The 12,452-nt window shown below is 64.9% G+C and carries 9 protein-coding genes; 3 read left to right on the top strand and 6 right to left on the bottom strand.

Going from position 1 to position 12,452, the window contains the following annotated elements; genetic code table 11:
• Position 1: 1 nt before the first annotated feature.
• The 3 genes from AB7F10_RS00560 to AB7F10_RS00550 form a co-directional block, all read right to left on the bottom strand.
• A complete protein-coding gene (locus tag AB7F10_RS00560) occupies positions 2-802 on the bottom strand; it encodes an ABC transporter ATP-binding protein (protein WP_428558270.1) in 801 nt (266 codons plus the stop codon).
• The gene (locus AB7F10_RS00555; protein ID WP_428558271.1) at positions 799-2,817 is read right to left on the bottom strand and encodes an AMP-binding protein; all 2,019 of its coding nucleotides are present in this window, start codon (positions 2,815-2,817) and stop codon (positions 799-801) included. The genes AB7F10_RS00560 and AB7F10_RS00555 overlap by 4 nt, the downstream gene beginning before the upstream one ends.
• A gap of 101 nt (positions 2,818-2,918) precedes the next feature.
• Entirely contained in the window at positions 2,919-6,398 is a 3,480-nt protein-coding gene (locus AB7F10_RS00550) for an indolepyruvate ferredoxin oxidoreductase family protein (protein ID WP_428558272.1), read from the bottom strand.
• Between the two features lie 301 nt (positions 6,399-6,699).
• Between AB7F10_RS00550 and AB7F10_RS00545 the strand changes: the two genes are divergently transcribed.
• Positions 6,700-7,929 (top strand): MFS transporter, encoded by a 1,230-nt coding sequence (locus tag AB7F10_RS00545; protein WP_428558274.1) that lies wholly within the window; start codon positions 6,700-6,702, stop codon positions 7,927-7,929.
• A 6-nt stretch (positions 7,930-7,935) separates the two neighbouring features.
• On the opposite strand, the gene AB7F10_RS00540 is transcribed toward AB7F10_RS00545, so the two are convergent.
• Positions 7,936-8,862: a TRAP transporter substrate-binding protein gene (locus AB7F10_RS00540; protein ID WP_428558276.1), complete on the bottom strand. Its 927-nt coding sequence runs from the start codon at positions 8,860-8,862 to the stop codon at positions 7,936-7,938.
• 171 nt (positions 8,863-9,033) lie between these two features.
• On the opposite strand from AB7F10_RS00540, the gene AB7F10_RS00535 reads away from it, so the two are divergent.
• Positions 9,034-9,813: a class II aldolase/adducin family protein gene (locus AB7F10_RS00535; RefSeq protein WP_428558277.1), complete on the top strand. Its 780-nt coding sequence runs from the start codon at positions 9,034-9,036 to the stop codon at positions 9,811-9,813.
• Positions 9,814-9,981: 168 nt separating this feature from the next.
• Here the strand turns inward: AB7F10_RS00535 and AB7F10_RS00530 are convergent, their stop codons facing one another.
• Both AB7F10_RS00530 and AB7F10_RS00525 read right to left on the bottom strand, forming a co-directional pair.
• Positions 9,982-11,205: an acyl-CoA dehydrogenase family protein gene (locus AB7F10_RS00530; protein ID WP_428558278.1), complete on the bottom strand. Its 1,224-nt coding sequence runs from the start codon at positions 11,203-11,205 to the stop codon at positions 9,982-9,984.
• Positions 11,206-11,214: 9 nt separating this feature from the next.
• A complete protein-coding gene (locus AB7F10_RS00525) occupies positions 11,215-11,994 on the bottom strand; it encodes an SDR family NAD(P)-dependent oxidoreductase (RefSeq protein WP_428558279.1) in 780 nt (259 codons plus the stop codon).
• Between the two features lie 99 nt (positions 11,995-12,093).
• Between AB7F10_RS00525 and AB7F10_RS00520 the strand changes: the two genes are divergently transcribed.
• Positions 12,094-12,444, top strand: coding sequence for a diacylglycerol kinase (locus AB7F10_RS00520; RefSeq protein WP_428558280.1), 351 nt, complete (start codon positions 12,094-12,096; stop codon positions 12,442-12,444).
• Positions 12,445-12,452: the final 8 nt, after the last annotated feature.

Raw genomic sequence — 12,452 nt, 5'->3', positions numbered from 1 at the left:
CCTAGTGCGCCACGCCGAGATAGGCGTCGATCACCGCCTGATTGCCTTTGACCTCGTCCGGCGTGCCGTCGGCGATCTTCTCGCCATGGTCGAGCACCACCACGCGGTCGGACAGATCCATGACGACGCCCATGTCGTGCTCGATCAGCGCGACGGTGGTGCCGAAATACTCGTTCACGTCGAGCACGAAGCGCGACATGTCTTCCTTTTCCTCGATGTTCATGCCGGCCATCGGCTCGTCGAGCAGCAGCAGCTCCGGCTCCATCGCCAGCGCGCGGCCAAGCTCGACGCGCTTCTGCAGGCCGTAAGGCAGCCGCCCGACCGGCACGCGGCGAATATCCTGGATCTTGAGGAAATCGATGATCTCCTCGACCTTCTTGCGATGCTCGACCTCCTCGGTCATCGCCGGGCCGTAGCGAAACAACTGCCAGAAGAAGTTGCTGTTCATCTTCAGCGAGCGGCCGGCCATGATGTTGTCGAGCGCGCTCATGCCGCGAAACAGCGCGAGGTTCTGGAAGGTGCGCGCGATGCCCCCTTCCGCGGCCTCGTAGGGGCGCATCTTCGCCCGCGTCTTGCCCTTGAAGGTGATGCGGCCGTGCTGCGGATGATAGAAGCCGTTGATGACGTTGAGCATCGACGTCTTGCCGGCGCCGTTGGGGCCGATGATCGCGCGGATCTCGCCCTTGCGGATGTCGAACGACACGCCGTTGATCGCCCGCACGCCGCCAAACGACAGCGAGACGCCTTCCACCGACAGCAGGACTTCGCCGATCGCAGCGCGGCGATCCGGGGGCGCCCTCATGCCGCCTTCTCCAGCGAACCCGAAACCGGCACGGTCTGCGCATCGGCGACCTTCACGCGGGCGCTGATGGTGCCCTTGCGGCCGTCCTCGAAGGTCACTTCCGTCGAAATGTCGGCTTCCTTCGAGCCGTCATAGAGCGCCGTGATCAGCGGGCGGTAACGCTCGGCGATGAAGCCGCGCCGCACCTTCTGGGTGCGGGTCAGTTCGCCGTCGTCGGCATCGAGCTCCTTGTGCAGGATGAGGAACCGCTTGATCTGGGCGCCCGCCATCATCTTTTCGGCGGCGAGCGAACGGTTGACCTCCTCGACATGGCCCTTGAGCATCTCGTAGACGCGCGGGTGATTGGCAAGCTCCTGATAGGAGCCGTAGACGACGTTGTTGCGCTCGGCCCAGCTTCCGACCGCGGTCAGGTCGATGTTGAGCATCACGGTCACGAAATCGCGCCCATCGCCATAGGCCACCACCTCGCGGATGTTCGGAAAGAACTTCAGCTTGTTCTCGATGTATTTCGGCGGGAACAGCGTGCCGTTCTTGAGCTTTCCGACATCCTTGGCGCGGTCGATGATCTTCAGGTGCCCGGTCTTCTCGTCGAAAAAGCCGGCGTCGCCGGTCTTCACATAACCGTCGCTGGTCAGCACCTCGGCGGTCTTGCCGTCATCCTTGAAATAGCCGGTGAACATGCCGGGCGACTTGAACAGCACCTCGCCGCTGTCGGTGATCTTGATGTCGACGTTCGGACAGGCGGGGCCGACGGTGTCGGAGTAGATTTCTCCGTCCGGCTGCGCGGTCAGATAGAGGAACGCTTCGGTCTGCCCGTAGAGCTGCTTCAGGTTGAGACCGATCGAGCGATAGAACGCGAAAAGTTCCGGGCCGATTGCCTCGCCCGCCGTATAGGCAGTGCGTACTTTCGACAGGCCGAGCACGTTCTTCAGCGGCTCGTACACGAAAAATCGTCCGATGCTGTAGAGGATACGGCCGCCGAGCGGGACGGACTTCCTGTTCAGGATGTCCTCGCCGTATTTCCGCGCGACGCCGATGAAATAATGGAACATCTTCCGCTTCAGCGTGCCAGCGTCTTCCATGCGGATCATGACGCGGGTGAGCATCTGCTCGAAGGTGCGCGGCGGCGCGAAATAGAAGGTCGGCCCGATCTCGCGCAAATCCTGCGCGGTGGTCTCGCTGCTTTCCGGGCAGGCCATGCAGAAGCCGGCGACCAGCCCCTGCGCGTAATTCAGGTAGTGATCGCCGACCCAAGCCAGCGGCAGATAGGCGAGCGAGACGTCGGTTTCGTTGAGGCGGTCGAACACCACGGTGTCGGTGGTCGCCTTGATCGAACGCTCGCCGGTCAGCACCACGCCTTTCGACTGGCCGGTGGTGCCCGACGTATAGAGGATGATTGAAACGTCGGCGCCGTTGCCGTTGGCGATCTGATCGTCGATCCACTGCCCGAGCGCGGGATCCTTCGCCATGGCGTCACGGCCGGCGGTGATGATGTCTTCGATGTTGTGCAGCCGCGTGTGGTCGTAATCGCGCAGGCCGCGCGATTCGTCATAGAACATCTGTTCGAGCTTGGGCAGGCGCTCCTGCACCGAGAGCACCTTGTCGACCTGCTCCTGATCCTCGAGCGCGGCAAAGCGCACTTCGGCATGGGCGAGAACGAAGGCAAGCTCGTCGGCCACCGCGTCGGCATAGACCGGCACCGGAATGGCGCCGAGCACCTGGGCGGCCATCACCGACCAGTAGAGCTTCGGGCGGTTGGCGCCGACGATGGCGATGGCGTCGCCGTGTTTCAGTCCGAGCTTGTGCAGGCCGACCGCGTAGGCGCGGACCTGATCGAGCACTTGCGCCCACGTCCACGACTGCCAGATGCCGAGATCCTTGTGGCGCATGGCCGGACGGTCGCCGAACTGACGCGCATTGCGGACAAGCAGTTTGGGAAACGTGTTCGCGCCGGCAGTGACGGACTGCTCCACGGCCTCCTCCCTCTCATGGCCGCTTTTTATTTGTCGGAGCATCCCCACGCCCCGATAAGCAGCCTTGATGAGATAAGAAGCCAGCCGCCGTGGGCGGTCAAGCCCGGAATGTCGCCTGATGAAAACCGGGGAGCGGTCTTAAGTTATTCGGCGGCTTTGAGAATCTGCCCGCTTGCGGACTGGAGCTGATCCCGCAGCGCGGCTTCCTCCGCCTTCGCAACGGCGAGATGGCGCTGCTTGACCGGACCATAGCCGCGGATCTTCTCCGGGATCGCCGCGAGACCGACGACGAGGTGATGGTTCTCGCCCGTCAGGTGATCGCAGGTTTCGCGCAGAAGCAACTCGTAGTCGCGAACCAGCCTGCGCTCCATGCGCCGCTCGGCGGTGTAGCCGAACGGGTCGAACGGCGTCCCGCGCAGGAACCGGAACTTCGACAGCACGCGGAACGCGGTCAGCATCCAGGGGCCGAATGACATCTTCTTCGGCTCGCCGGTCGCCTTGTCGATGCCCGCCAGCAGCGGCGGCGCGAGATGGAACTCGAACGACAGCTTGCCGTCGAAGCTCGCCTTCACCTGGTTCAGGAAATGCGTGTCGCTGTAAAGCCGCGCGACCTCGTATTCGTCCTTGTAGGCCATCAGCTTGAACAGATAGCGCGCCACCGTTTCGGCAAGACCCGACTTGCCCGGCGCGCGGTTCGCCTCAGCGGCGACGATCCGGTCCACCCACTGGCGGTAGCGGCGCGCGTAACGCTTGCCCTGATAGGCGGTGAGGAAGGCGACGCGGCGCGACACCAGCTCGTCGAATGTTTCCGAGAGCCGCAGCGAGTCGCGCTCCGCCTGCGGCGCGGGCTTCACCAGCGCCTCGACGGCGGCGGGGTCGGCGGCGGCGCGGCGGCCGTAGCGGAACGCGGCGAGATTCATTGCCACCGCCTCGCCGTTCATCTCGATCGCCTTCTCGATCGCTTCGCCCGACACCGGCAGCGCGCCGGTCTGGTAGGCATAGCCAAGCATGAATATGTTGGCGCCGATGGACTGCCCGAGCAGCGCGGTGGCGAGCCGCCCCGCATCGACGAAACGGCTCTGCTCATTGCCGGCCGCCGCGACGATCGCGCGTTTCAGCCGCTCGACCGGCAGCGAGAAGTCCGGATTGCGGGTGAAATCGCCCGGCGTGAATTCCGCGGTGTTGACGATCATCCGGGTGCCGCCGTGCTTGATCGCGGTCAGCACCTTCTTGTTGCCGACGACGACGATGTCGCCGCCGAGTACGAGGTCGGCGCCTGCCGCGGCGACGCGGATGGCGTGAATGTCTTCGGGGTTGTTGGCGATGCGGATGTGGCTGTAGACCGCGCCGCCCTTCTGCGCGAGACCGGCCATGTCGATGACGCCCACGCCCTTGCCTTCGAGATGCGCCGCCATGCCGAGGATCGCGCCGATGGTGACGATGCCGGTGCCGCCGACGCCAGTGACGATGACGCTGTAGGGATGATTGGCAAGCGGGAGCTGTGGCGACGGCAGCGCCGCCCAATCCGCAGGCTCCGCGACGCTCTCGCCCTTCTTCAGCTGCGCGCCATGCACGGTGACGAAGGACGGGCAGAAGCCCTTGAGGCAGGAATAATCCTTGTTGCAGCTCGACTGGTCGATCGTGCGCTTGCGGCCCCACTCGGTGGTCAGCGGCTGCACCGAGACGCAGTTCGACTTGACGCCGCAATCCCCGCAGCCCTCGCAGACGAGGTCGTTGATAACGACGCGCTTGAGCGGGTCCGGGAACGCGCCGCGCTTGCGGCGGCGGCGCTTTTCGGCGGCGCAGGTCTGGTCGTAGATGAGGACGCTTGTGCCCGGCACTTCGGTCAGTACGCGCTGCACGGCGTCGAGCTCGTCGCGGTGATGGATGGTCAGCCCGCGCGGCCAGTCGGTGCCCGAAGGATATTTATCCGGCTCGTCGGTGACGACGACGACCTTGCTCGCGCCTTCGGCGGCGACCTGCCGGGCGATCTGGTCGACGGTGAGCGTGCCGTCGTGATGCTGGCCGCCGGTCATCGCGACCGCATCGTTGTAGAGGATCTTGTAGGTCATCTTCACGCCGCTCGCGATCGCGGCGCGAATGGCGAGATAGCCGGAGTGATTATAGGTGCCGTCGCCGAGGTTCTGGAACACATGGTCGCGCTTGGAGAACGGCGCCTCGCCGATCCAGTTCGCGCCCTCGCCGCCCATCTGCGTGAAGCCGAGCGTCTTGCGGTCCATCCACTGCGCCATGTAGTGGCAGCCGATGCCGGCATAGGCGCGGCTGCCTTCCGGCACGCGGGTCGAGGTGTTGTGCGGGCAGCCCGAGCAGAAATACGGCGTGCGCACCGCAACGTCCGTCGTCTCGGTCAACGACTTCTGCGCGGTCTTGAGCCGCGACACATGGGTGGCAAGCTCGTCGTTCGGCGCATATTTCAGCAGCCGTTCGCCGATGCAAATTGCGACGTCGTTGGGATCGAGCGCGCCCTTGACCGGAAACAGCCAGTTTCCCTGCTCGTCCTTCTTGCCGATGCAGACCGGCTGGTTGGCCGAGCCGTAAAGCTCCTCGCGCACCTGCACTTCGATCAGCGAGCGCTTCTCCTCGACGACGATGATGAGGTCGAGCCCTTGCGCGAAGTCGACGAGATCTTGGCGCGGAATCGGCCACGGACAGCCGACCTTGAACAGCCGCAGGCCGAGATCGTTGCACTTCACCTCGTCGATGCCGAGTTCGTCGAGCGCCTGGCGCACGTCGAGATAGGCCTTGCCGGTGGTGATGATGCCGATCTTCGGCGCGCGGCCGCCGGACGTGATGATGCGGTTCAGCCTGTTGGCCCGCACGAAGGCGAGCATGGCGTCGCGCTTGAAGTCATGCAGCCGCGCTTCCTGGCCGAGAATGGTGTCGGCGAGGCGGATATTCAGCCCGCCATCGGGCATGAGAAAATCGGTGGGCGTGACGATCGACACGCGCTCGAGGCTGCCATCCACCACGGCGGTCGACTCCACCGTGTCGTGCATGCATTTCAGCGCCGTCCAGGTGCCGGTGTAGCGCGACATCGCCCAGCCGTAGAGCGCATAGTCGATGATCTCCTGCACGCCGGCCGGATTGAGGATCGGCATCATCACGTCGACGAAATGGAATTCGGACTGATGCGCGGTGGTGGAGGATTCCGCGGTGTGGTCGTCGCCCATCAGGGCAAGCACGCCGCCCTTCTTCGCGGTGCCGGCCATGTTGGCGTGGCGGAACACGTCGCCGGAGCGGTCGACGCCCGGTCCCTTGCCGTACCACATGCCGAACACGCCATCGAACTTGCCCTCGCCGCGCAGCTCGGCCTGCTGCGAGCCCCAGATCGCGGTGGCGGCAAGCTCCTCGTTGATGCCGGGCTGGAACTTGATGTCGGCGGCGGCGATATGGCGGCCGGCACGCATGAACTGCTGGTCGAGCCCGCCGAGCGGCGAGCCGCGATAGCCGGTGACATAGCCCCCGGTATTGAACCCCTCGCGACGGTCCCGTGCCTTCTGCATCAGGCAGGCACGGATCAGCGCCTGATAGCCCGTGACGAAGATGCGGGCCTGCGCCAGATCGTATTTGTCGTCGAGAGAGACCGGGTGAAGCGTCGTCATTGCTGGGTCACGATCGCTGTGTTGTGGGCATCGGGCCGAAGGCTGCGCCCACCCTTGAAGCCGGCATTTGTCACTATATAGGGCCGCCGCGGCAGACTCGAAACACTCTAACCTTCAAAAACCTGTCACCGGCCACGTTTCGGGTCAATTTCGTTGTCGGCGCGCGTCCGGGAACGAAATTTCAAGCGGCGCGGGCGGCACGCATTTTGGCGCAACGCAACATGCACAACAGCCATCCGTCCGGCGGGCTTGGTCGCGATCCGGCCGCCCGCTAAAAGGGCGGCACGCCGGACGCCTTTACGTGCAAATCACGACGCCGCCTTCCATCGAGACCAGGCAATCCTGGACCGTCGCCACCGCCGCGCTGGTGACGCTGATGATGTCGTTCGGCAGCGCTTGGATCATTTCGGTGGCGCTCAAGGACGTCGCCGCGGAAGCCGGCGGCGCGCGCACGGTGCCGGCGATCGCGGCCGCGCTGGTGTGGCTGTGTCTGGGTTTCGGCGGCATCCTGATGGGCCGCATCGCCGACCGTATCGGCACCCGCCCCGTCGTCGCGTTCGGCGGCGTCTCGATCGGCATCGGTCTTGCCATCTCGACGCTCGGCCCGTCCTGGCCGCTGTGGATCGGCCACGCCATCTTCATCGGCTTCTTCGGCCTCGGCAGCATCAATGCGCCGCTTTACATCTACATCAGCCACTGGTTCGACCGCCGGCGCGGCTCGGCGCTGGCGCTGATCTCGAGCGGCAGCTATCTCGCCGGTGCGCTGTGGCCGCCGCTGTTCGAGCGCATGATCGAGCATTTTGGCTGGCGGCACACCATGCTGGCCTGGATGGCCGTCGAGCTTCTCGTGATCGTGCCGCTGGCGCTGATCGTCTTCAAGGCGGCGCCGGCGACGGCACCCGAGACCGTGAAAGCGACCGGCGCCAAGCCGACCGTGCTCGGCATGCGGCCCAATACGGCCTACGCCCTGCTCTGCTTCGCCCCGATCCTGTGCTGCATCCCGATGGCAATGCCGCAGCAGCACCTCGTCGCCTTCTGCAGCGACCTCGGCTATTCGCGAACCTTCGGCGCCATCACGCTGTCGGTGTTGCTCGGCACGGCATTTCTCAGCCGGCAGTTCTGGGGGGTGATCTCCGACCGCATCGGCGGGCTGCTGACGATCTTCATCGGGGCGACCTGGCAGGCCGTCGCGATGTCCGGCCTGCTGCTGACGCAATCCGAAATCGGACTGATCACCGTCTCCGCCGCCTTCGGCCTCGGCTTCTCCGGCATCATCCCGGCTTACGTGCTCGCGGTGCGCGACCTGTTTCCGGCGAGCGAGGCCTATTGGCGTATTCCGGTGATGCTGCTGTTCACCGCGGTCGGCATGGCGATCGGCGGCTGGCTCGCCGGCGCGCTCTACGATCACTTCGGCTACTATGCGCCGGCCTTCCTCACCGGTGTCATCGCCAACGTGCTCAACGTGCTGCTGATCGGGTTTCTCGTACTGCGCCAGCATCGCTGGCGCGGCAGCAAGCCAGCTTTTGCCTGAACGGCGTTAAGCCTTCGGCACCAGACGAAACATCTCCTCGCCATAGGTCTTGCGCGCGTCGGCCAGCAGCGGCTGCACCGCGGCGACGAACTGCGCGTGCTGGTCTTGCGTCAGCGCATTGACGGTGCAGCCTTCCGCCTCGATCGCCTGGCGCGACTGCTCGTGCTCTTCGACCGCAAGCCCGCGCTGATAGACGACCGCATCCTTCACCGCGGCGCGCATCGCCTCCTGCAAGTCCTTCGGCCATGACTCGAAAGCGTCGCGATGGAAAAAGATCGGTCGCGAGATATAGAAGTGGTTCGAGAGCGTGTGGAACTTGTGGAACTTGTGCACGCCATAGGTGACGGTATTGGCGAGCGGATTTTCCTGCGCATCCAGCGTACCGGCCTTCACCATTGAAATCGCGTCGGTCAGATCCATGCGCATCGGCGCAGCCCCGATCAGTTCGAAGGTGCGGCGATGCACCTCGCTCGGCAGCACGCGGATTTTCATGCCTTTCATGTCGGCGGGCGTGTGGATCGGACGGTGCAGATTGGAGATGTGGCGGAAGCCGTTCTCGAACCAGCCGAGGATGCGATAATTCACGCGGTCCTCGATCTTCTTCACGAGGTAAGCGCCGAGCGCACCGTCCATCGCCGCGCGCGCCTGCGCGTTCGAGGAAAACAGGAACGGCAGATCGGCGAAGCCGAGTTCCGGCACCCGGTCGGTGAGATAACTCGCGGACTGGTAGCCGAGCGTCAGCAAGCCGTGCTCGACCAGCCACAGGATGTCCTCGGACTTGTAGCCGAGGTCCATGATGTTGAAGACGTATTTGATATCGACGCGCGGGCCGAACTGCTTTTCCAGCCGGTCGCCGATGAATTGGAGGCTTTTGCTGAACCCGGTCGTCGGCGGACCATAGCCGCCCATGCGGATTTGAATCGGCGCGCTCATATTTCGTTTCTTTCAGATGCTATTTTCATTTGCCGAAATCATTTCACGTCCTGAAACCGGCATTCGCGAAAGCAACGCAGCATAATGTGGCGCACGGCGAAAGCCAGAGCGCGTGAACCGGCCGCGATGTTGGGCTATGATGGGGCAACGCAAATTGAGGAGACGCGAGCCATGAACAAGCCGACGTCATCGGCCGAGGTCGCAAAGGCCGGCAAGGTCCCCGCAGGCATGTCGGCGGAGGAATGGCAGGCGCGCATCGATCTCGCCGCGGTCTATCGCCTCGTCGCCCACTACGGCTGGGACGACGTGATCTACAACCACGCCTCGATGCGGGTGCCCGGCGAGCCGCGCATGTTCCTGATGAAACGGCACGAGCTGCTCTACACCGAAGTGACCGCATCGAACCTCGCCAAGGTGTCGATGGACGAGGACCTCGACGAGTCGTCCGGCGTCAACCGTCCCGGCTTCACGCTGCATGGCGGCGTGCTGGCGGCGCGGCCGGACGTCAATTGTGCATTACATATGCACACCGAGATCGGCATGGCGTTCTCCGCACTCAAGCACGGCTTGCGGATGCTGTCGCAGCCTGCCGTGCGCTTCTACAACCGCATCGGCTATCACCCGTATGAGGGCCTCACCGAGGATTTCGGCGAGCGCGAGCGCATCGCCCGCAATCTCGGCGACGGCAAGGCGCTGGTGATGCGCAATCACGGGCTGCTCACGGTCGGCCGCACCGCGCGTGACGCTTTCGTACTGATGGAGCATCTCGCGGAAGCCGCCGATATCCAGATGCGGCTCGAGGCGACCGGCGCCGAGTTGATCGAGATTCCGCCGGACGTTTGCGCCAAGACCGCCGAGCAGTTCGACGCGCATGACCGCGGCCGCGGCCAGGCCGACTGGCCGGCCTACATCCGCATTCTCGACGGCATCGATCCGGGATTCAGGACCTGAATCGCCATCCTCCGCTCACCTCCGCGAAAGCGAGGGTCCAGAATCTAAATCAATAGACCGCGATACTGCGCTGGATTCCCGGCCGCAGGTCGGGTTTACCCGACCTGCGTGTTATAAAGACTGACATCGGGTATACCCGATGTCAGTGCGCGGGAATGAGCGGAGCTTTTAGCGATCGTTGCGGCGGCCCTCACCCGGCCCCCACTGCCAGAAATCGCGGCCTTCCTCGCGCAGGAATTTCGCCAGCACCATCATGTGCACTTCGCTCGCGCCGTCGACGAGGCGCGCGGCGCGCGCGGCGCGATAGATCCATTCGACCGGCGTGTCCTTCGAGAAGCCGCGCGCGCCCTGCAACTGGATCGCGACATCGGCCGCCTTGTGCAGCGTGTCGGCGACATGGACCTTGGCCATCGACACTTCCTTGCGGGCACGGCCGCCCTGATCGAGCATCCAGGCGGCGTGCATGGTGAGCAGCCGGCCGATCTCGATCTGTTGCGCGACCTCGCCTAATTTGATCTGCACGCTCTCGCGGTCCGCGAGCCGCACGCCAAACCCCTCGCGATTGTTGACGTAGTCCTGCGCGATCTCGAGGCAGCGCTTCGACCAGCCGAGCCAGCGCATGCAATGGGTGAGCCGCGCGGGACCGAGCCTGATCTGGCAGAGCTTGAGGCCGTCGCCCTCGCTCATCAGCACATTCTCTTCCGGCACTTCGAGGCCGGTGAATTCCAACTCGCAATGGCCGCCGTGCTCCTCGGGGCCGAGGATGCCGATGCGCCGCACGATGCGCCAGCCGGGCTGATCTTTGTGAAAGAGAAACGCCGTGAGGCCGCGCCGCTTGTCGTCGGACGTGCGGGCGATCAGGATGAAATGCGCCGCGCCGTCCGCGCCGGTGATGAACCACTTGCGGCCGGTGATGACGTATTTGCCGCCCTTCTTCTCCGCTTTGGTTCTGATCATCGAAGGGTCGGAACCGCCGCCCGGCGCAGGCTCGGTCATCGCGAAGGAGGAGCGCACCTTGCCCTCGACGATGGGACGCAGCCATTTCTCTTTCTGCGCCGGCGTGCCGACGAGACGCAGCACGTTCATGTTGCCATCGTCCGGCGCCATGCAGTTGAAAGCGAGCGGGCCGAACAGCGAGCGTGCCGCCTCCTCATACATAGCCGCCCAGGCGACGATCGGAAGCTCCATGCCGCCGAATTCCTTGGGCGACTGCGGCGCCCACAGGCCGGCGGCCTTGGCCTTCTCGCGCACCGGCGCGAGCCGCGCGTCCGGAATGTTCTCGTGCTCGGAGAAATTCGCCGGGTCTTTCTCCAGCGGCAGCACGTGCTGCTCGACGAAGGCGCGCACCCGCAGGCGGATGTCCTCATGCTCGGGAGAGAGGTTGAAGTCCATGAGCGTCCCCTACCCGTTCAACGCCGAAATCTGTCCGCCATCGACGACGATGGTCGTGCCGGTCATATAGGCGCCGGCGTCCGAGGCGAGCAGCAGCAGCGCCCCGGTCAGATCGCCCTCCTGCCCGAACCGCCCCATCGGAATGCTGCGCTTCAGCGCTACGCCCGCCTCGCCGTTGAGATAGGCGTCGTTGATCTCGGTGACGAACCAGCCCGGCGCGATGGCGTTGACGCGCACGCCCTTGAAGGCGAGCTCGAGGCCGAGCGCGCGCGTAACCTGCACCACGCCGGCCTTGGCGGTGGCGTAGGCGGCGACGCCCTTGTGCGCGCCGAAGCCGAGCACCGAGGCGATGTTGACGATCGCGCCTTTGGTGCCGGCGGCGAGCATGCGCCGCGCCGCCTCCTGCGACCAGTAGAACACCGCGTCGAGATCGACCGACAGCACGCGCCGCCATTCTTCTTCGCTGACGTCGGTCGCGCGCAGCGCTGCCTGTGCGACACCGGCATTGTTGACCAGTGTGGTGAGCGGACCGAGCGCCTTCTCGGCCTTGTCGAAGGCAGCGACCATGTCGGCGCGCTTCGTCACGTCCGCCTCGATGGCGACGGCCTTCGCGCCGCTTTTTTCAAGCTCGGCCTTGAATGTTTCCAGCCGCTCGGCGCGGCGCGCGACCAGCGCCACGGCGGCGCCGTTGTCGGCCAGCGCACGGGCGAATTGCTGGCCGAGGCCGGACGAAGCGCCGGTCACCAGCGCGACTTTGCCTTTGAGGCTGAACAGGTCCGCAGCTTTCATGCGCGCCTTTATACACACGGGCCGCGGGGCTTTGAAACAGATTAGCAAGCATTGTCCGGTTAGCGTCGTGCCGGGCCGCCACCGAACCGGGTTACCGCCGTGAACTGGCTTGTGCGCGCAACGATCAACAGCTGGAACGGCGTGGGTTCCGCGCTGCGAACGGAAAGGCCCTTTCGCTGGGAGGCTGCCGCTTGCATCGCCGGAACGCCACTCGCGTTCTGGCTGACGCCGTCGGCCGGCGAACGTCTCGCGCTGATCGGCGCGCTTGCCGCCCTGCTCGTCGTCGAGCTGCTCAACACCGCCATCGAGAAGCTCGCGGATCGCGTCACCCTCGAAAACGACGATGCCATCCGGCGCGTCAAGGATATGGGATCGGCCGCAGTCGGCCTCACGATCCTGCTCGCGGTTGCGGTCTGGGGCGCGATCGCCTGGCAGCGCCTCGGGTTTTAGAGTTTTTT

The organism is Pseudolabrys sp. (assembly GCF_050250095.1).
In the GTDB taxonomy this organism is placed as follows: domain Bacteria; phylum Pseudomonadota; class Alphaproteobacteria; order Rhizobiales; family Xanthobacteraceae; genus Pseudolabrys.
Note: the sequence above shows the minus strand (reverse complement) of the source record. Positions and strands in the feature narration are given on the sequence as shown.

Excerpts from the sequence above, each read along its gene's own strand:
- AB7F10_RS00560 (WP_428558270.1), bottom strand. The coding sequence starts at position 802 with ATGAGGGCGCCCCCGGATCGCCGCGCTGCGATCGGCGAAGTCCTGCTG.
- AB7F10_RS00555 (WP_428558271.1), bottom strand. The coding sequence starts at position 2,817 with ATGCTCCGACAAATAAAAAGCGGCCATGAGAGGGAGGAGGCCGTGGAG.
- AB7F10_RS00550 (WP_428558272.1), bottom strand. The coding sequence starts at position 6,398 with ATGACGACGCTTCACCCGGTCTCTCTCGACGACAAATACGATCTGGCG.
- AB7F10_RS00540 (WP_428558276.1), bottom strand. The coding sequence starts at position 8,862 with ATGAGCGCGCCGATTCAAATCCGCATGGGCGGCTATGGTCCGCCGACG.
- AB7F10_RS00535 (WP_428558277.1), top strand. The coding sequence starts at position 9,034 with ATGAACAAGCCGACGTCATCGGCCGAGGTCGCAAAGGCCGGCAAGGTC.
- AB7F10_RS00530 (WP_428558278.1), bottom strand. The coding sequence starts at position 11,205 with ATGGACTTCAACCTCTCTCCCGAGCATGAGGACATCCGCCTGCGGGTG.
- AB7F10_RS00525 (WP_428558279.1), bottom strand. The coding sequence starts at position 11,994 with ATGAAAGCTGCGGACCTGTTCAGCCTCAAAGGCAAAGTCGCGCTGGTG.